This window comes from Promicromonospora sp. NPDC052451, assembly GCF_044547525.1.
GTDB lineage: Bacteria > Actinomycetota > Actinomycetes > Actinomycetales > Cellulomonadaceae > Promicromonospora.
In genome coordinates this window covers 57291-76302 of the sequence record NZ_JBIUAP010000008.1, presented here as the reverse complement: position 1 = coordinate 76302, position 19012 = coordinate 57291, and the positions used below count along the sequence as shown (strand labels likewise).

Genomic DNA, 19012 nt, shown 5'->3' with positions numbered 1-19012 from the left:
ACCTGGACTCACGCTGCATCTCCCATTGCTCGAACTCCATTGCTCGCGGCGACCGTCGGAATTTACAGCGCTGTAAATGACCCGTCAAACGTGTCTCGTCCCCCGGCCCGCGCATCCGGTCAGGAATCGAGAAGCCCCCGCCGGCGCGCGCCGCCTAGCGTCGACGACATGGCACACATCGACTCCGTCACCCTCGAGGTGACCGACCTCAGCTCGGCACGTTCCTTCTACGACGCCGCCTTCGACCTGGGCGACGTCCTGCACCTGCGCGAGACCGACGCACCCACCTCCGGGTTCCGCGGGTACCACCTGTCCCTCGTCGCCGCGCAGCCGGGCGACGTCCACGCGCTGTTCGACGCCGCGGTCGCCGCCGGCGCCACCGTGCTCAAGCCGGTGGCCGCGTCCCTGTGGGGCCACGGCGGCGTGGTCCAGGCGCCCGACGGCGCGATCTGGAAGGTCGCGACGTCCGCCCGGAAGGACTCCGCCCCCGTCCCCCGCACGATCGACGAGGTGGTGCTCCTGGTCGGGGCGGCGGACGTGCGGGCCAGCAAGGCGTTCTACGTGGAGCGCGGCCTGACGGTGGGCAAGAGCTTCGGCTCCTACGTCGACTTCGGCAAGGGTTCCGGCCGGGTCGGGTTCGGTCTGTACAAGCACCGCGCCCTGGCCAAGGACGCCGGGGTGCCGCCGGAGGGCTCGGGCTCGCACCGGCTCGTCGTGCACGGCGACCTCGGGACCGTCACCGACCCCGACGGCTTCGCGTGGGAGCCGGCGCGGGTGAGCCACGGCGGCTGACCGCGGCCCCTCGGCCGCCGGCCGCGAGCGCCTGGGCCACCCGCGCCCGGAGGGCGGGCACGACCTCGTCCTCGAACCAGGGGTTCCTGGCCTGCCAGCGGAAGTTGAGCGGGGAGGGGTGCACGAGCGGGATGTCCGCCGGCAGGTACTCGGCCCAGGCGCGCACGGTCGCGGTCAGCGTCGGTTTCGCGCGGGAGCCCAGGTAGTACTTCTGGGCGTAGGCGCCCACCAGGATCGTGAGCTCCACGTGGGGCAGCTCGGCGAGGATCTGCCCGTGCCACCGGGCGGCGAAGTCCCTGCGGGGCGGCAGGTCGCCGGACGCCCCCTTGCCCGGGTAGTAGAAGTCCATCGGCAGGATGGCGAACCGGTCCGGGTCGTAGAACTGGGCGTCGTCGACGCCGAGCCAGGCGCGCAGCCGCACCCCGCTGGCGTCGTTCCACGGCACGCCGCTCTCCTGTGCCTTGCGGCCGGGGGCCTGGCCGACGAGGGCGATCCGCGCGCCCGGCCCCGCGGTGTAGAGCGGCTCGTACCCGAGGTCACGGGCCCAGGCGTTGGACGGGTGGGCGGCGATCTCGGCGCGGATGCGGTCGAGGGTGGTCTGCACCCGGCCCAGTCTGGCCCCGTGGCTGTCCCCCGTGCGAGCTACCCGCAGGTGTCCACCGTGCGGTGACGACCTGACGGGGCCCGGTTCCCTAGCGTTCCGGGTAGCCCGCGGCGCACCCGCCGCGGCCTCTCGCGAAGGAGTCATCGTGCGTCTGGTGTGGCAGCTCGTGGCGGTCGTGGCCGTCTCGTTCCTCGGTGGACAGGCCCTCGTGGCGGTCGAGGACGGCCCCTGGCTGACGTTCGCCGTCGGCCTGGCGACGGCCGTGGTCGGCGTCGTCGTCTACCGGTGGGTGGTGCGGCTGACCGAGCGCCGAGCCGTGGTGGAGGCGGCCCTCCGGGGCGCCGCGCCCGCCCTCGTCCGGGGCACGCTGCTCGGCCTCGGCCTGTTCGCCCTCGTCATCGTGAACCTCGCCTTTCTCGGCAGCTACACCGTGCACGGCCTGGGGTCGCCGTCGAGCGCACTGGGGCTGCTGGGGTTCATGGCCGCCGCTGCCGTGACCGAGGAGCTGCTGTGGCGGGGTGTCCTGTTCCGGGTGGTGGAGGGCTGGACCGGAACCTGGGTCGCCCTGGCGGCCACCGGTCTCCTGTTCGGGCTGGCGCACCTGCTCAACCCGCACGCCACCCTGTGGGGTGCGATCGCCATCGCGATCGAGGCGGGCGGCATGCTGACCGCGGCGTACGTGGCCACGCGCAGGCTGTGGGTGCCCATCGGCCTGCACCTCGGCTGGAACGTGGCCGGGAGCGCGATCTTCAGCACGGAGGTCTCCGGCAACGACACCCCGCAGGGGCTGCTCGACGCCACGACGTCGGGGCACGTGCTCGTGACGGGCGGCACCTTCGGACCGGAGGGCAGCCTGTACTCGGTGGTGTTCTGCGTCGTGACGGCCGCCGTGTTCCTCGTGGTGGCCCACCGGCGGGGCCGGATCGTGCCGCTGCGGCGGGCCGCACGGACGGACGTGACCGCTACGCTCCCCCGGTGATCGATCTGAGGCCGGTCCTGGACCGGTGGCACCGGCTCGACGTCACCGTCCGGGACCTGCCACTCGGCCTGGGGCTCGCCGCGGCGGCCTTCGTGCCGGTACTGCGCGACTACGGCACCCAGGTCGGTGGCCTGCCGGCCCGGCCGGTCGACGCGTGGGCGGTGCTGGCCATCGCCCTGCAGTGCCTGCCGCTGGCCGTGCGACGGCGGTGGCCCGCGGCGTGCGTCGCCCTGGTCTCGTCCGGGTTCGCGCTCGCCCAGCTCCTGGCCTACCCGTCGTTCGCCGGGAACGCGCTGGCGGTCGCGCTCGTGAGCACGGGCGCCCACCTCGCCCGACGCCGTCTCGCCGTGGCCGGTGCGCTCGGCGCCGGGTACGCGGTGCTGGCCGTGGCGCTCGACCGGCGCGGCGGTACGGAACGGCCGGACGAGTACGTGACGTTCTTCCTGGCCCTGGTGCTCACCTGGGGCATCGGCGCCTGGCTGCGCTCGACGCGGGCGGCCGAGGCGGAGCGCCGGCTCCGGGTCGCGGAGGACACGCGCGCCGCCGAACGCACCCGCATCGCGCGCGAGCTGCACGACGTGGTGACCCACCACGTGACGGCCATGGTGGTGCAGACGGAGGCCGCGCGGTACCTGACGGCGGCGCCGGACCGCCTGGAGCAGACCCTCGACGCCGTGACGGACACGGGCCGGCGCGCGATCGCCGACCTGCGGAACCTGCTCGACGTGCTGGATCCCGGGCACGACGGGCCGGCCCGGGCGCCGTCGACCGGTGACCTGCACGCGCTCGTGGAGCAGACGCGCCGCGCGGGTCAGCCCGTGGAGCTGGCCGAGCACGGCACGCCGTCGCCGGCGAGCGGGAGCGCGGAGCTGGTGGCGTACCGCGTGGTCCAGGAGGCGCTGACGAACGCCCTGAAGCATGCGCGCGGGAGCCGGACGGTGGTGGACGTGCACTACGACGAGAGGGAGATCGGCGTGGAGGTCGTGACAGCGGTGCCGGGACCACAGGAGGGTTTGCCGGGTCCGGTGGCGAACCGTCCGCCGGGCCGGGGCGGGCGGGGCCTGGCCGGGCTCCGGGAGCGGGTCGGTGCGCTGGGCGGCGAGCTCGGCGCGGGCCCTGACGCCCACGGCGGCTTCGTCGTGTCGGCGCGCATCCCCACGGGGAGCGCCTCGTGACCGCCGGTTCCCCGGCCGCACCGCTGCGGGTGCTGGTGTGCGACGACCAGATGCTGATCCGTACCGGGTTCACGACGATCATCGACGCGCAGCCCGACATGGAGGTGGCGGGCGAGTGCGGGGACGGGCGGGCCGCCGTCGAGCTCGCCCACGAGCTGCGGCCCGACATCGTGGTGATGGACGTCCGCATGCCGGTGCTGGACGGCATCGAGGCGACCCGGCTGCTCGCCGGCTCCGGGGTGGCCCGCCCGGTCAAGGTGCTGGTGGTGACCACGTTCAACCTGGACGAGTACGTGTACGAGGCGCTGCGCGCCGGGGCGAGCGGGTTCCTGCTCAAGGACGCACCGGCGGCGCAGCTGCTGCAGGGCATCCGCACGGTCGCCTCGGGGGCCGCGCTGCTAGCCCCGGAAGTGACCCGGCAGCTCGTCGGCCGGTACGCCGCCCGGATCCGTCCGGCGCGGGACGAGCCCGGCGACACCGGGCTCACCCCCCGCGAGCTGGAGGTGCTGCGCCTGATCGCCGACGGCCTGTCCAACGGGGAGATCGCGACGCGGCTGGTGATCAGCCAGGAGACGGTCAAGACGTACGTGTCGCGCATCCTGACCAAGCTCGGCCTGCGGGACCGTGTACAGGCCGTGGTCCACGCCTACCGCACCGGCCTGGTCACCTGACCCGGGCCGGGTGACCAGGTGCCGGTCAGCCGACCGGCGGCAACCTGAAGTCCGCCCCTCCCACGGGCAGCTCGCTGGTGTACGCGGCCACGTAGGCGTCCAGCCACGTCGCGCGCCCGCCGGCCGTCGGCACGTCGTCGGCGGGGTCGTCCAGCGGCAGCTCCAGCCGCGCGTCGGTGACCCGGATCGTCTGGCCCGACGGCGTGTCGATCCACGAGCCGCCCTGGATCGAGCCGATCTCGACCGCCAGCCGGTGACCGGCGGCAAGCGTCCAGTCGGTCTGCTCCAGGTCGAGGTCGAGGCGGCCCGGACCCAGCACGGCGGCCTGCTCGTCGAACATGACGGCGGTGCCGTCCGGGGCGACGTCGTGGAGCTCGACCAGCACGTTGCCGGTCCCCTGGGCGCGGAGCGCGACCTTCGGCGCCCCGACCACGCGCGTGGCCTGCTCGACCGGCGCGGACCACACGACGTAGCTGGAGCGCGCGCCGTCCTGCTCCTCCGACGGGCCGCCGTCGTCCACGTACGAACCGTCCCCGAGCCGGATCCGCGCGGTGCGCTCCACGACCGGCCACGTGTCCTGGCCGCGCCAGGCGCCGGTGCTGTCCTGGACCGCGAAGGCCGGGTAGCCGGTGGTGGGCTCGATGCCCTTGAGGTACTGGTCGTAGAACGCGCCGATCTCGTCGAACCAGCCCTCACGCCCCATCTTCAGGGTCCCGTCCGGGTCACGGTCGTTGCCGCGCACGTGGTCCCACGGACCGAGCCAGCCCCGCTGGGGACCCTCGTGGTTGGCCAGGTACTCCGCCATGCCCTCGGGCCGGGTGTTCCACTCGAGGAAGCCCTGCGTGACGAACAGGGGCGTGTCGCTCCCGGCCGCCTGGCGGGCCAGGTCTCGGTCCCTCCAGTAGCTGGTACCGGGGTCCGCGATCAACGTGTTCGACGTGTTGGCCGCGAGACACTCCGGGTGCCGCTGCTCGTACGTCGAGTTCTCCCGGTAGCGCTCGTCGTCGTCCGGGAGCTGCGGCAGCGTCGCGATCGTGTTGTACGTGCCGGGCGCGATGATGCCCTCCTGGCGCGGCACGCCGTTCGATCGCACGCGGTCGTACATGTCCCAGATCGGTTCCTGGGCCACGACGGCCTTGAGCGCATCCTGGTCCAGGTTGTTGCCGACCAGGCCGGTGGTGGCGTCGTACGACTTGCCGTACATGCCGACGGCGCCGGTGGACCACGGCTGCTCCGCGGCCCAGTCGATCGCCGCGGCGACGTCCGCCTGCTCGCCCGGCCCGACGAAGTCGAGGCAGCCGGTGGACCCGCCGTAGCCCCGCACGTCCACCAGGACCAGGGCGTAGCCCCGGTCGAACAGGTCGATGCCCTCGACCAGGTCGCCGAACCGGCCCGACGGACCGGTGTGCGCATGCCCCTCGACCGCGAGCTCGCCCGAGTGCCCGAAGTACGCGCCGGCCGACAGGATCACCGGCACCTGCTCGTCCGCGCCCAGGTCCTCGGGGAGCAGGACGTCGGCGTGCAGCTCGACGTCGGAGCCGTCGGACGAGGGAAAGTAGTGCTGCGTCCAGGCGGCGCCCTCCGGGACCCGGTCGTTCTCGTCGTGCGTGACCGCGTCGTCAGCCGTAGCCACCGCCGAACGGCCCGGTGTCCCGGCACCGGACACCGCGGTGGCCGCCGGGACGGCAAGCGTTCCCGTGAGCGCGACGACGGCGGCGAGCGCCGAGGCGGTACCTGCTGTGGTGCGTGATCTCTTCATGGGCATCTCCGAGGTCGGGTGCGGGTCGCGCCGGGGGCGGCGTGCAGCTGCCCGGCACCAACGATCACACCCGAGATCTCACCCGTCCGACAGTGCCGTCACGTCACGTCTTCGGCGTGACATCTGTCAGTGGTGCCGGCAGGTCCCGTCACCCCCGGCGCGGGATCATCACCACCCACAGGAAGTCCGTCGCCTCGGCGGCGGTCCCGAACGCGTACGCCGGGTCGTTGACGATGCGCGCCGACTCCGACTCGTCCACGTGCAGCTCGGCCGTGCTCGACCGGAGGCGCAGCCGCCCGTGCAGCACGTGCACCATCGAGTCGGGCGCGCCCTGCTCGGGCGCCGTCTGGTAGGTGTCGTCACCGACGATGTGCCACTTCCACAGCTCCACCGAGACCTCGCTCGTCTCGGTCGACTTGAGCAGGTAGGCCCAGCTCCCGTTCGGCGTCGACCACACCAGGACGCCGTCGGGCGAGGGTTCGCCGGCCAGGCCGACCAGAGCGGGGAACGTGGTCCCGAGCGCCGAGGCGATGCGGTCGACCGTGGCGAGGCTGGGGTTGGCCTGGCCGAGCTCGATCTGCGTGAGCATCCGGCGGCTGACGTCGCTGAGCTCCCCCAGCCGGGCGACGCTCAGCCCCGCACCCGACCGCAGGGCGCGGATGCGCCGGCCCACGAGGACCGCCACCTCGGGCCTGATCCGCTCCGCCATGCACCCCTCGCCTCACCGGCACGTCGACATCCACCCTCAGTGAGCAATATAGTGCTCACCGTGCGTGGTCCGGCCGAGGAGCCGGCCGCAGCCGCATTCTACGAACACCAGCTCCACAGGAACGAGAGACCCCGATGACCCGCACCCCGGCACCAGCGCCGGAGCACACGCCCCACCGGCAGCGCTCACGCTGGGACGTGCTCCGCTGGCAGGCCGGGTACGGGACGTTCGGCGTGCCCCAGGCCGCGGCCCCCATCGCGTTCGCCCTCATCGCCCTCCCCATCACCGGGACGGCGGAGTCCGGCGCCGCGCTCGTCCTCGCCATGACGGCGGCCCAGATCGTCGGCGCCGTCCCCATGTCCCGCCTGGGCCGCCGGTTCGACGGCGTGCGCTACCTGCGCGTGCTCATCGCCGTCCGCACCGCCGCCCTGGCCGCCGTGACCGTGCTGGCCGCCGCGCAGGCGCCGTTCGCCCTGCTGGTGCTCGCCGTCGTGGCGGCCGGAGCCGTCAACGGCGCCGCCTACGGCTACCAGCGGCTGCTGCTCAACCACCTCGTCGAACCCCGCGACCTGCCGCGCGCGCTCGGCGTCGCCGCGACCCTGAACGAGATCACCTTCGCCCTCGCACCGGTGCTCGCCTCCCTGCTCGGCGCCGTCTCGCCCGTGTGGGCCATGGCCGCCGTCACCGTGCTCGGCGTCGGGCCGCTGGTCCTCATGCCGGCCGTCCCCGAGGCGCACGACCTGCGCGTCGACGAACCCGCCCGCGCCCGCCGGCGGATCCCCCGGCAGGCCTACGTCTGGCTGCTGTGCGCCGCCGCCGGAGGCGGGGTGGTCGCGTCCGTCGAGGTCGGCGCCGTCTCGTTCGCACTCGCCTTCGGGCTCGGCCCGGCGTGGTCCTTCCTGTTCGCCCTCGTCCTGTGCGTCGGCTCGGTCACCGGGGGCGTCGTCGTCAGCGTCCGCAACCGCATGCCCCGCCCCTGGAGCGTCGTCACCTACCTGGCCGCGACCACCGCGGCGTCCGCCCTGGTGCTGCTCGGCGGGCACCTCGCCACGGCGCTCGCCGGCGCCGCCGTCATCGGCTTCTTCCTGCCGGTCCTGGGCACCTTCTACTCGCTGGCCCTGGACCGGCTCGCCCCGCCCGACCGCCGGGCCGAGCTGTTCGCGCTGCTGCGCACCGCCACGTCGCTCGGTGTCATCGTCGCCAGCGGGCTCCTCGCCCTGCTCGGCCTGCGGGCGACGCTGGCCGGCACCCTCGTCCTACTCGTGTGCGCCCTCGGCGTCACCGTGGCGCACACCCTGCTCGACGCGCGCCGGCAGCCCACCCTGGATGAGGCCTCCGTGCCCTGACCCGGAGGGGTCAGAGCCGCAGCAGGTCCCGCGCCAGGCCCTCGCGCAGCCCGGCGGGCGGGTCCACGTAGCCCTCGGCCCGCAGCGCGCCGGGGAACCCGCCTGCCGCGAACGCGGTGTTGAGGTCGTCCACGAACCACGTCGCCGGACCGACGAGGCCGTCGACGCCGACGCCGGGCAGCTCGATCCCGTACGGGCCGTCGCCGCTGATGTTGGCCTTGTGCAGGGCGTCGGGCGCGTAGTCGAGCTGGAACGGGGAGACGCCGTCCTGGTCCGCGTCCTCCTGCCAGAGCTCCCACTCGCCCTCGTAGTACTCGCGCGAGCCACCCCCGTACACGCTGTGCTCGAACTCGACCACGAGCGGGTCGGCCAGCACGCTCTCGGGCCAGCGCGGGTGCTCGCCCACGAGCCACACGTCACCGACCTGGCGGATCCATGCCGCCACCGTCATCGGGAACGGCGCGAACTGCGCCTCCATCCAGTCCGCCAGGGCGGGTGCGCCGTCGGACGGCGGGAAGTGCGCCGGGCGCGGCGTCGCGTCGTCGTCGTTCCGCGCGGCGACGAAGCCGTCCGCCGTCAGGCGGTCCACGAGCGTCTCCACGTTCCGGCGGGCGCGTGCCGCCATCTCGCAGGCCACGGCCTGGGCGTCCTCGCGGTACGGCGCGTCGAAGGCCGTCAGCCCCAGGGCGCGCAGGTCCTGCCACACGCCGTCGTGCTCCCCGGCCTGGTACCGGGCGAAGTGACTGGTCACGGACGCATCCTGGCAGATGCGGCAGTCCTGAGGTGCACCAGCCCGGCCGCCGTCGGCCGGAAGCCGCAGGCGTCGAGATAGAAGCCCTCGAGGTGCGGCTCGAAGTCCACGTGCAGCCACTCGCAGCCCGCGGCCCGAGCTCCCTCGACCGCCCGGCGCACGACGGCGGTGCCCACGCCGCGGCGCTGGTGGCTGGGGCGCGTCTTGGTGTCGATGAGGAAGGCGTGGCCCGCGCCGTCCCACGCCACATTCACGAACCCCACCAGCGTTCCGTCCGCGCTCCGGGCGGTGACCCATCCCAGGGAGTGTGGGCGGACCTGGTCCCACCAGCCGGGTTCGGGGTGTCCGCCGTGGGACCGCGTGAGGTCGACGACCTCCTCGTCGGACACGGGCGCACGCCAACCCAGGACCACCTCGTCGGTCGGCACCACGTCGTCGCTCGGCATCGGGCCCAGCGTGGCGGTGGTCCGGCCCGGCGGCAAGGCATTTCGTGCACGGGGGCAAATCCTTGGCTCACGCCGAGCGGCACTCCGTAGCGTGCCCCGCATGATCGAGATCCCACCGACGTTCCGCGCGATGCCCCGCTGGTGGAACGCGTCGGCGCAGGAACGGCAGTGGCTCACCGACCTGCCCGAGCAGGTCGGAACCTGGTGCGAACGCTGGGACCTGATGGTCGACGGCACCGCCCGGCACGGCTCGAACGCACTGGTCGTGCCGGTACGCAGCCCGGGCGGACCGGCCGCGCTGCGGCTGGCTCCCCCGGGCGACGACGTCGCCGCACTCTCCGCAGCGCTGCGCTTCTGGCACGGGCACGGGGTGGTGGTCGAGCTCGCCGGCAACGCGGACGACGGCGTCCTCCTGCTGGAACGGCTGGACCCGGACCGCTCGCTGGTCCGCGAACCGCTCGACGTCGCGGTCGCGGAGATCGGGCGCATCGCCCGCCGCCTGGCCGTCCCCGCTGGCGACGACGTGGCCGCCGGGCTGCCGCACACGTCCGACGAGGTCGCCGAGCAGACCCCGCACCTGCGCGCGCTCTGGGAACGCCTCGGCAGGCCGTTCGAACGCTCCGCGATCGACGTCGCCGAGCAGGCCGCGACCACGATCCTGGCCGAGCGCCGCGGACCCGTGGCCGTGAACGCGGACCTCCACTTCGACCAGGTGCTGCGGGACGCCGCGGGTCGCTGGCGCGTGGTCGACCCGGTGCTGCGCCGGGGCGACGCCGAGCGCACCGCGGTGAACGTGCTCTGGCACCGCGTGGACGAGATGGCGGACCACGAGATCCCGCGCTGGTTCGACCTGCTCGTCGACGCCGCCGCGCTGGACGCCGGGCTGGCCCGTGCGTGGGCGCTGTGGCGGATCACGGACCACCGGCTGTGGGGCCTGGAGCACGGGCTGACCGAGGACCCGCCCCGGTGCGCCCGGCTCCTGGACGCCCTCGGCTGAGCAACCCTTGGCTCAGCGGATCACGTACCGCCCGACATGCGCCCGGATGCGCTCCCGGACCAGGGCCTGCTCGCCGACCGGGACGGCCCGCTTGGGCAGCCAGAAGATCATCGAGGCCAGCCCGTTCGGCACGTAGAGGTAGTAGGCCCTGGCCGTCTCACGGGCCTGGGACGCGACGCCCCAGACGCACGCCTGGCTGCCACTGGGGCCCTCGTGCCGGAAACCGTCGTCGTCCAGCACCGCGCGCACCGGCTCGCGGTTCGCCGGCCTGCGCCAGGCGGCGTGCGCGCCCAGCGGCGCGTAGCCCAGGACGACGACGCCCGTGAGCACACCGAGCACCACCAGCGGGGCCAGGGTCGCGGCGTCGGCGACGGGCGTGCCGTCGTCCTGGACGAGGAGGAAGGACAGCCCGATCATCGCGGCGATCAGGCCGAGAACACACCAGCCGAGCACCCGTACCGCACGCATCTGGGGCATGGCACGCAGCAGGTCCGCGTAGTCGGTACGGACGGGGACGAAGTCGTACGCCGCGCCGGCGGCGGTGGGCCGCTGGCCGTGGGTCTCGGGGGTCACGGCCGGAGCGTACTGCCTCCGGGCCGGGCGACGCCGCCCGGCCCGGAGGAACCGTCAGGCCCGGTCGAGCTCCCTCTCGGGCTCGTCCCCACCGGACGTGCCCTGAGCCTCACGGTCGGCGCGGCGCTCCCAGAACGTCGCGTTCCGGATGCCGAGCGTGCGCGGGTCGAACTGCGGGTCCAGCCCACGCCGCTTCTGGTCCCGGTAGTCCTTGAGAGCCTTGAGGGCAGGGCCCTGGAGGAACAGGATGCCGACGATGTTCAGCCAGGCCATCGACCCGACGCCGATGTCACCCAGGCCCCAGGCCGCGCCCGCCGTGGTCACGGCACCGTACGCCACCGAGACCAGCACGAGGGCCTGCAGCACCCGCCGCACGGCCCGCGCCGCGATCCGGTTGGTCATCTTGCGGGTGAGGTAGGTCAGGTTGGTCTCGGCCATGTAGTAGTACGCCACGATCGTGGTGAACGCGAAGAACGCCAGCGCGATGGCGACGAACGCGGGGCCGGCGCCCGGGAACACCGCGTCCAGGCCCTGCTGCACGAAGCCCGGACCGGGCTCGACGTCGGTGCCGAGACCGCCGGTGCCCTCGTGGATCACGTCGCTCGGCCAGGTCTCGCCGGCGAAGGTGTTGAACATGCCGGTCGAGATGATGATGAAGGCCGTCGCGGAACAGACGAGCAGGGTGTCGACGTACACTGCGAAGGACTGCGCGAAGCCCTGCTTGGCCGGGTGCGAGACCTCGGCGGCCGCTGCGGCGTGCGGCCCGGTGCCCTGGCCCGCCTCGTTGGAGTAGATGCCGCGCTGCACGCCCCACTTGACGGCGAGGCCGAGGATCGCGCCGAACACCGGCTGGGCCCCGAAGGCGCTCCCGAAGATCAGCCCGAACACGGCCGGGATCTGGCTGAAGTTCACGAAGAGCACGATGAGGGCGATGGCGATGTAGACCAACGCCATCGTGGGCACCACGATCACGGCGAAGTGGGCGATGCGCTTGACGCCGCCGATCACGATGAAGGCCAGCAGGATGACGAGGCCGACGGCGGTGACCCAGGTGGGCACGCCCCAGACGTTGTTGATCGCCGAGGCCATGCCGTTGGCCTGCACGCCCGGCAGGAAGAAGCTCATCGCGAAGATGGTCACGACCGCGAAGAGGATCGCGTAGACCAGCGACAGGCCACGGGCCTTGTGCCGGTAGGCCTTCTCGAAGTAGTACGCCGGCCCACCGCGGTACTCGCCGGTGTCCGGGTCCTTCTCCTTGTAGATCTGCCCGAGGGTGCTCTCGACGAAGGAGGTGGCGGCACCGAGGAACGCGGAGGTCCACATCCAGAACACGGCGCCGGGACCGCCGAACGCGATCGCCGTGGCGACGCCGCCGATGTTGCCCATGCCCACGCGGCCGGCCAGGGACATCATCAGCGACTGGAAGGACGACGTGCCCTCCTCCGACTCCTTGCCCTGCTTGAGCTGGGCCAGCATGTCGGGGATGTGCCGCACCTGGAGGAAGCCGGTGCGCACGGAGAAGTACAGGCCTGCGAGCAGGCAGAGGGCGATCAGCGGGATGGACCAGATCAGCTCGTTGGTGGCCACGATGCGATCAGCGAAGCTCATAGGCACTCCTGGGTGAAAGTTCGGCCAAAGGGGGCAGACTAACCCGTCGTGGTCAGGTGTGTGCCACTCACCCGAACGCCAGCAGGTCGGCCCGCATCCGCTCCGTCTGGGGATGCCGCCCGTAGACCCGGTCCCGCGTGTCCAGCGCACGCAGCACCAGCGCGCGACCGAGGTCGTCGATCTGCCCGGTCAGGCGCAGCAGCGTGAACCCCGCGCCGATCACGACGTCCACCATGTCGACGTCGCCCTCGTCGAGCCCGGCAGCCACCTCCGCCTCGTCCCCCAACCACTCGGGGTCGATCTGCGCCACGGTCGTGCTGCCGTCCAGCTCGTCGGCCCGTCGCGCCGTCAGGAAGACCAGGTCCCACCCCTCGTCGTTGCCGAAGGGCGCGAAGTCGTCGCCCTCGTCGTCGTAGATGGGGTCACGGAAGTGGGCGGCGAAGGCCGGATGTTTCGGCCCCAGGTCGTCAGTGCTCGATGTACCCATGGCGAGGAACTTACGCGGAGCTACTGACACTCCGACCCGATGCCCGCACCCACCCCGCTCTAGGCTCGACCCGATGCCCACCACGCCGACCACCCCCGCGCTCCGGGAGCGCCTCACCGACGTCGCCCTCATCGTCGTCGCCGTGGCCCTGGCGTGGACGTCCCTGTGGATCCAGGCCGCCGAGCCCGACCCGCTCCCCGCAGCACTCCTGGTGGCCGACCGCCTCACCGGCCTCCTCGGCTGCGTCGCCCTGTGGTGGCGCCGTGCGTACCCCGTCCAGGTCGGCCTCGCCCTCGCCGTGGCGAGCGTCTACTCCGAGACGGTCAGCGGCGCCGCGATCGTCGCGCTCTTCACCGTGGCCCTGCACGCCTCGACCCGCGCCACGGCAGCCGTGTGTGCCACCGGCGTCGCGGCCCTCGGCACCTACCAGCTCGTCTGGCCGGACCAGACCGTCCCGCCCCTGACGGTGTTCACGTTGATCGGCCTCGGCAGCGCCGCGACCGTCGCGTGGGGCCTGACCATCCGCAACCGGCGTGCTCTCGTCGAGTCGCTGCGCGAGCGCGCCGCGGCCGCCGAGGTCGAGGCGCAGCTCCGGGCCGAGCGCTCCGAGCGTGAGGCGCGCCAGGCCATCGCGCGGGAGATGCACGACGTCCTCGGCCACCGCCTGTCGCTGCTCAGCGTCCATGCCGGTGCCCTCGCCTATGCCCGCACGGCCCCGCCGGACGACGTCGGCCGGGCCGCCGAGGTGGTGCGGGAGAACGCGCACCGCGCGCTGCAGGACCTGCGCGAGGTGATCGGGGTGCTGCGCGCCCCCGTGGGAGAGCTGCCCGTGCCCGCCGTCGAGGACGTGCTGGAGCTGGTCGAGGAGGCCCGCACGGCCGGGACGCCGGTGACGCTGCACGACGACGCGGGGGTCACCACCAGCGAGCGGACCCTCCCCGACCTGCAGGGCCGCACGGTCTACCGCGTGGTGCAGGAGTCCCTGACCAACGCCCGCAAGCACGCCCCGGGCGCACCGGTCACCGTCCGGATCACAGGGCGCCCGGGGGACGACGTCGTCGCCGAGGTGGTCAACGCGCCCCCCGCCGCCCCGGTGACGCGACCGAGCGGTTCCGGGACCGGCCTGCGCGGGCTCGAGGAGCGCGCCCGGCTCGTGGCCGGCCACCTCGACCACGGCCCGACGGACCGGGGCGGCTGGCAGGTCCGGCTCCGCCTACCCTGGCCGACGTGACTCATCCCGCGCCCGGCGACGAGCCGGCCATCGACGTGCTCATCGCCGACGACGACCCGGTGGTCCGCTTCGGGCTCCGGATGATGCTCAGCGGCGCGCCCGACCTGCGCGTCGTGGCCGAGGCCGGGGACGGCGCCGAGGCGGTCGAGCTGGCCCGGCGCCACTGCCCCGACGTCGTGCTGATGGACATCCGGATGCCCGGCACCGACGGGCTCACCGCCACCGAGACGCTGCGCCGCGGCTCGCCCGCCCCGCAGGTCATGGTGCTCACGACCTTCGACGCCGACGCCCACGTGCTGCGCGCACTGCGCGCCGGAGCGGCGGGGTTCCTGCTCAAGGACACCCCGCCCGACGAGCTCGTCGTCGCCATCCGGCACGCCGCCCAGGGGCGCCCCGTCCTCTCCCCCGAGGTGACCCGGCGGCTCATCGCCCGGGTCGCCGACTCGGACCAGGACGGCCGCCGTGCCACGGCTCGCCGGCGCCTCGACGTGCTCGGGGAGCGGGAGCGGGAGGTCGCGGTCGACATCGGGGCGGGGCTCTCGAACGCCGAGATCGCGGCTCGCCGCTTCCTGGGTCTGACGACCGTGAAGACCCACGTGTCGTCCATCCTGGCCAAGCTCGGCCTGAACAACCGGGTCCAGGTGGCGCTGCTGGTGCAGGAGGCCGGGCTCGGCGACCACGGCCGGCCGGGGTGACCGGGCCGCTCCTCCTTTGGTCGGCGGGTCCGGACCCATCGGCGGATGCACTCACCGGGTGAGATACCTAGCGTCGGTGCCATGCCAAGAACAACTCGTGCGTCGCTGCGGATCACTGCGCTGCTCGCCGTCGTCGCCCTGGCCGTGACCGGGTGCGCGGGCACCGGCGCGGCGCTGGCGGCGTCGGCCGGTGGCGGCGTCCCCCGCCCGACCGTCTCCGCCCCGGCCCCGGGCCCGATCGACTGGACCGAGTGCGGCCCCGGACTGGACTGTGCCACCGTCGAGGTCCCCCTGGAGTACTCGGACCCGGACGGCGAGCAGATCCCGCTCTCCGTCGTGCGGCACCGCGCGACCGACCCGGACCGGCGCATCGGCAGCCTGTTCATCAACCCGGGCGGCCCGGGTGTGCCGGCGTCGGACATGGTCCGCTCGATCGACCCCACCGGTGAGACCGGCCCGTTCTCGCCCGACGTCGTGGCGCGCTTCGACGTCGTCGGCATGGACCCGCGCGGTGTCGGGGAGTCGGACGCCGTCCGCTGCCTCACCGACGAGCAGCGCGCCGAGCAGGCGGCCGAGGACCGCGACCCGACCATCCCGGGCGGCAAGTCGTTCCGGCAGCTGGTCCAGGACTCCCGGACCTTCGCGAAGGGCTGCGCGACGCACCAGGACCGCGCGTACCTGGCGAGCCTGTCCACCGACAACGTCGCCCGCGACCTGGACCAGGTGCGCGCCGCGATCGGCGAGGAGCAGATCACGTTCTACGGCGCCTCGTACGGCACGGTGGTCGGCCCGATGTACGCCACGCTGTTCCCGGAGCGCGTGCGCCAGATGGTGATCGACGGCCCCGTCGACACCGACCTGTGGCAGAACGACCCGCTCCGCCTGCTCGACGACGTCGCCAGGTCCAACGAGGAGACGCTCGACATCTGGTTCGAGACGTGCCGCGCCGAGGGCGTGGAGGCCTGCCCGTTCGGCGACGGCGACCCGGAGGCCGCGTTCGACGCCCTGATCGCCGACCTGGAGCGCGAGCCCCTGCAGGTCCCGCCGATCGAGGGCCTCACCCCCGGCGGGACGCTCGACGGCGCCATGGCGCTGGAAGGTGTGCGGGCCGCGGCGGGTGTCCGCACGCTCTGGCCGCAGCTCACCGCGGGCCTGCTCGCGGCGCAGCAGGGCAACGGCGCCTTTCTCCACTTCATGGTCGTGAACCTGACGGTCGCGCCGTTCGGCGGCCCGTTCGCCACCACCCTGCAGGAGCCGCACACCGCTGTCCGCTGCGCCGACTGGCCCGCCCTGCGCAACCTCGGCGAGCACCGGGCGGCCGCCCGCGAGATCGACGCCCGCGGCGAGCGCCTCGGCAGCCGGGCCGCGTACAGCGCGCTGAGCTGCGCGTTCTGGCCCGCCGCGAACAAGGACCGGTTCACCGCCGAGCTCACGGGCGCCGGCGCCCCGCCGATCCTGGTGGTCGGCGGCGAGGTGGACAACGTGTCGCCGTACCACTGGGCGCAGGCCATGACGGAGCGCCTGGAGGGCGCCGTGCTGCTGACCCGGACGGGCGTCGGCCACACGTCCTACCGGACGAGCGGGCCGTGCATCGACTCCGCGGTCGACGCGGCGCTGATCGACCGCGTGCTGCCTGAGGAAGGGACGGTCTGCGAGGCGGTGCCGGCGGGGACGACGCGGATGCCGACAGGCCGGTAACGCGCCAGGTGCTGACCGGGCCGTTCGCTAGCAGTCAGCGAAGCGCGACGCCCCGGTCGGCACCTTTGGATGCGGTGGTTATTCATAGATGCGACCGGTCTCAAGGATCTCGCCGACGAGGCTCCAGCTCCATGTCACGGGCTCGTCCTCGTCCCACAGACCGGCGGCACCGCACTCCAGCAATGAATGCGGCTCGAAGTTGTACCACCGGTGACCCGTCTCGGACCAGACGCCGAAGTACCGCATCTCGTCGTCGAGCTGCTTGCCGCGCATGCGGTGGAGCTCCGCAGTCTGAAAGCGAATCACCTCGCGGGTGTACGCACGTCCTTCGTCCGCAAGGCCGCCGTCGGTCGGCAGGCTCGGAGGTTGTGTCGACGCCAGCCACCGCTCATCGAACTCCGGCGCATCGGCCGTGAACGCCTGGCAGAGAAGCTCGAAGAACAGCGCTTCGTCCATCGCGCTCGCATGCCGCTGATCGATCAGCCCCCACAACGCGAGCAGATACTGCTCGAGGTCGCGGGCAGGGAGTTCTCGGATCTCGTCGCGCAGACGGTTGTATTCCCGCCCGCCGTCGTAGCCGTCGTCGCGAACCTCGACTGTCTCGTAACCGGACACGACGGGGAGACTACCGAAGGGCGTGAACGGTACCCGCCGGTCCCTCCCCGGTGTGCCCAGAATCTTCGACGACGCGACGACGCTCGCCCACCAGCACCTTGACGCCGCGACCGCTGAGGCGCGGTTGCGCGTCGTCCGTCCCGCTGTCGCCATGGTCGAGTCAACGCCGGACGACGCCGTCGTCGCCCGGCTGGGGGCCAGCCCCGGCCACCGGTCGGGACGTCGTGGCCGCAGCTGGCTACGGCCATCCCGGATGGGCGATCGCGGTACAGGGCCCGGTGGAGGTCGAAGCGACCTGTCCAACACCCGGTTCGTCATGCAGTGCTGCTGAACCAGCGCACCGATGTCCGCCCCCGACCGAACCATCACGCCACGCCCGCCGCCCACTTCTCCAACCGCTCCACGCTCCACCACTCGACCGCCCGCCCTTGGCTGTCCGAGAAGCCGACAACCGTCTCCTCGGGATCGACCAGCGCGATCCGGTGCCCTTCGTCGATCAGCTTCGTCGCCGTCTCGGACGCCGTGCGGCGCGCCACGGGCAGCACCTCGTCGACGCGGCTCAGGTCGAACACCACGAGCTCCGTCGAGGGCGGGTCCTCGATGAGCACGCGCACCAGCGACTCGATGCTGCTCAGCACCAGGTCGCCCTGCAGCACGTAGACCGTGGCCGGCTGCCCGTCGATCGTCACCTCGCGGGTCTCGCGCAGCGACGACCGGGCGGGCCGGCTGGCCTCCATGAGGTGCAGCCCCAGGTCGTCGGAGAGCAGCTGCATCATCTCGACGCCGCGCGCGCTGTTGCCGTGCGGGTCCAGGCGCGGGGAGAAGACGGCGACGCCGATCTGCCCGGGCAGCACGCCGATGATGCCGCCGGCCACGCCGCTCTTGGCGGGGATGCCGACCGTGGTGAGCCAGTCGCCGGCGGCGTCGTACATGCCGCACGAGGCCATGACGCTGAGCAGGTGCCGGGTGCCCGACCTGCTGAACAGCCGCTCGCCGGTGTTGGGCTGGACGCCGCCGTTGGCGAGCGTCGCGGCCATCAGGGCGAGGTCGCGCACAGTGACCGACGCCGCGCACTGCCGGATGTAGCCGGTGACCGCCGCGCGGGGCTCCTGGCGCAGCGCGCCCGAGGAGTGCAGCAGGTAGGCGAGGCCGAGGTTGCGGTCCCCGGTGGCCAGCTCCGACGCAGCGACTGCCTCGTCCACCTCGATCGGCCTCTCGGCGAGCCGCGAGAACAGCCCGAGCATGCGGTCCACCGCCGACTCCTCGTCATCCTTGAGGAGGGCGTGGGTCGTGATGGCGCCCGCGTTGATCATGGGGTTGCGCGGCTTGCCGGTCTGCGGGTCCAGCGAGAGCTCGTTGAAAGCCTCACCACTGGGCTCGACGCCGATGTGCTTGAGCACGGTCTTCAGCCCGCGGTCCTCGATCGCCTGCGCGTAGGCGAACGGCTTGGACATCGACTGGATGCTGAACTCGTGGTCGGTGTCGCCGCTGGCGTAGACGGTCCCGTTCACCGTGCACAGTGCGACCGCCACCCGGTCGGGGTCGGCGGCCGCCAGCTCCGGGATGTAGTCCGCCAGAGCACCGGAGTCGATGTGCGCCGTCTGCTCGATGATGGTGTCGAGGTAATCGAGAATTGGTGATCGCATCAGGTCTCCCCCGTGGTCCGTGCCGTCCGGCAGGTCAGGCTGTCACATTTCGCTCGGACCCGAGAGGCGGGACGCCGGCGCTGACGACCGACGGCCGGCTGAGGTCGGCAGTTTGCCGCGCAGAGTCGGGGGGGGGGGGGGGGGGGGGGGGGGGGGGGGGGGGGGGGGGGGGGGGGGGGGGCGCGCGGGGGGGGGGCGCGGGCGCGGGGAGGCCGCGGCGGGGGAGTAGG

General features: G+C 73.2%; 19 protein-coding genes. 9 read left to right on the top strand and 10 right to left on the bottom strand.

Annotated features, from left to right (window positions below; genetic code table 11):
- Positions 1-168 precede the first annotated feature (168 nt).
- Positions 169-792, top strand: coding sequence for a glyoxalase (locus ACIG47_RS15655; protein ID WP_397431872.1), 624 nt, complete (start codon positions 169-171; stop codon positions 790-792).
- On the opposite strand, the gene ACIG47_RS15650 is transcribed toward ACIG47_RS15655, so the two are convergent.
- The gene (locus ACIG47_RS15650; protein ID WP_397417610.1) at positions 737-1396 is read right to left on the bottom strand and encodes a uracil-DNA glycosylase family protein; all 660 of its coding nucleotides are present in this window, start codon (positions 1394-1396) and stop codon (positions 737-739) included. The two genes, ACIG47_RS15655 and ACIG47_RS15650, sit on opposite strands and share 56 nt — an antisense overlap.
- Positions 1397-1541: 145 nt before the next feature.
- Between ACIG47_RS15650 and ACIG47_RS15645 the strand changes: the two genes are divergently transcribed.
- The 3 genes from ACIG47_RS15645 to ACIG47_RS15635 are packed head-to-tail and all read left to right on the top strand — an operon-like array spanning position 1542 to position 4221.
- Positions 1542-2375: a lysostaphin resistance A-like protein gene (locus ACIG47_RS15645; protein ID WP_397431871.1), complete on the top strand. Its 834-nt coding sequence runs from the start codon at positions 1542-1544 to the stop codon at positions 2373-2375.
- Positions 2372-3550 carry a histidine kinase gene (locus ACIG47_RS15640; RefSeq protein ID WP_397431870.1) on the top strand — a complete coding sequence of 393 codons (1179 nt, stop codon included), beginning with the start codon at positions 2372-2374 and terminating at the stop codon, positions 3548-3550. Before ACIG47_RS15645 ends, ACIG47_RS15640 begins: the two co-directional genes overlap by 4 nt.
- Complete coding sequence (locus ACIG47_RS15635; RefSeq protein ID WP_397417617.1) at positions 3547-4221, top strand: response regulator; 675 nt, start codon at positions 3547-3549, stop codon at positions 4219-4221. Before ACIG47_RS15640 ends, ACIG47_RS15635 begins: the two co-directional genes overlap by 4 nt.
- Before the next feature lie 25 nt (positions 4222-4246).
- Here ACIG47_RS15635 and ACIG47_RS15630 read toward each other — a convergent pair whose 3' ends face one another.
- Complete coding sequence (locus ACIG47_RS15630) at positions 4247-5980, bottom strand: CocE/NonD family hydrolase (RefSeq protein ID WP_397431868.1); 1734 nt, start codon at positions 5978-5980, stop codon at positions 4247-4249.
- Positions 5981-6128: 148 nt separating this feature from the next.
- A complete protein-coding gene (locus ACIG47_RS15625) occupies positions 6129-6689 on the bottom strand; it encodes a helix-turn-helix domain-containing protein (RefSeq protein ID WP_397417619.1) in 561 nt (186 codons plus the stop codon).
- Between the two features lie 134 nt (positions 6690-6823).
- On the opposite strand from ACIG47_RS15625, the gene ACIG47_RS15620 reads away from it, so the two are divergent.
- Positions 6824-8035, top strand: a complete 1212-nt coding sequence (locus tag ACIG47_RS15620; protein WP_397431867.1) for an MFS transporter — start codon at positions 6824-6826, stop codon at positions 8033-8035.
- A 10-nt stretch (positions 8036-8045) separates the two neighbouring features.
- Here ACIG47_RS15620 and ACIG47_RS15615 read toward each other — a convergent pair whose 3' ends face one another.
- Positions 8046-8786: a hypothetical protein gene (locus ACIG47_RS15615; RefSeq protein ID WP_397431865.1), complete on the bottom strand. Its 741-nt coding sequence runs from the start codon at positions 8784-8786 to the stop codon at positions 8046-8048.
- Complete coding sequence (locus tag ACIG47_RS15610) at positions 8783-9232, bottom strand: GNAT family N-acetyltransferase (protein WP_397431864.1); 450 nt, start codon at positions 9230-9232, stop codon at positions 8783-8785. The genes ACIG47_RS15615 and ACIG47_RS15610 overlap by 4 nt, the downstream gene beginning before the upstream one ends.
- Positions 9233-9332: 100 nt before the next feature.
- On the opposite strand from ACIG47_RS15610, the gene ACIG47_RS15605 reads away from it, so the two are divergent.
- A complete protein-coding gene (locus ACIG47_RS15605) occupies positions 9333-10229 on the top strand; it encodes an aminoglycoside phosphotransferase family protein (RefSeq protein ID WP_397431863.1) in 897 nt (298 codons plus the stop codon).
- 12 nt (positions 10230-10241) lie between these two features.
- Here ACIG47_RS15605 and ACIG47_RS15600 read toward each other — a convergent pair whose 3' ends face one another.
- The 3 genes from ACIG47_RS15600 to ACIG47_RS15590 form a co-directional block, all read right to left on the bottom strand.
- Positions 10242-10802, bottom strand: a complete 561-nt coding sequence (locus ACIG47_RS15600; RefSeq protein ID WP_397431862.1) for a YcxB family protein — start codon at positions 10800-10802, stop codon at positions 10242-10244.
- Between the two features lie 54 nt (positions 10803-10856).
- A complete protein-coding gene (locus ACIG47_RS15595) occupies positions 10857-12410 on the bottom strand; it encodes an alanine/glycine:cation symporter family protein (RefSeq protein WP_397431860.1) in 1554 nt (517 codons plus the stop codon).
- A 67-nt stretch (positions 12411-12477) separates the two neighbouring features.
- Positions 12478-12897, bottom strand: coding sequence for a hypothetical protein (locus tag ACIG47_RS15590; protein WP_397431859.1), 420 nt, complete (start codon positions 12895-12897; stop codon positions 12478-12480).
- Between the two features lie 73 nt (positions 12898-12970).
- Here ACIG47_RS15590 and ACIG47_RS15585 point away from each other — a divergent pair, with 73 nt between their 5' ends.
- From ACIG47_RS15585 to ACIG47_RS15575, 3 genes are all read left to right on the top strand, one after another.
- Complete coding sequence (locus ACIG47_RS15585) at positions 12971-14128, top strand: sensor histidine kinase (protein ID WP_397431858.1); 1158 nt, start codon at positions 12971-12973, stop codon at positions 14126-14128.
- Positions 14125-14823 (top strand): response regulator, encoded by a 699-nt coding sequence (locus tag ACIG47_RS15580; RefSeq protein ID WP_397431857.1) that lies wholly within the window; start codon positions 14125-14127, stop codon positions 14821-14823. The genes ACIG47_RS15585 and ACIG47_RS15580 overlap by 4 nt, the downstream gene beginning before the upstream one ends.
- A gap of 81 nt (positions 14824-14904) precedes the next feature.
- Positions 14905-16521, top strand: coding sequence for an alpha/beta hydrolase (locus ACIG47_RS15575; RefSeq protein ID WP_397431856.1), 1617 nt, complete (start codon positions 14905-14907; stop codon positions 16519-16521).
- A gap of 78 nt (positions 16522-16599) precedes the next feature.
- Here the strand turns inward: ACIG47_RS15575 and ACIG47_RS15570 are convergent, their stop codons facing one another.
- Together ACIG47_RS15570 and ACIG47_RS15565 are read right to left on the bottom strand one after the other, a co-directional pair.
- Positions 16600-17136: a hypothetical protein gene (locus ACIG47_RS15570; protein WP_397431855.1), complete on the bottom strand. Its 537-nt coding sequence runs from the start codon at positions 17134-17136 to the stop codon at positions 16600-16602.
- 365 nt (positions 17137-17501) lie between these two features.
- A complete protein-coding gene (locus ACIG47_RS15565) occupies positions 17502-18782 on the bottom strand; it encodes a glutaminase (protein WP_397431854.1) in 1281 nt (426 codons plus the stop codon).
- Positions 18783-19012 lie beyond the last annotated feature (230 nt).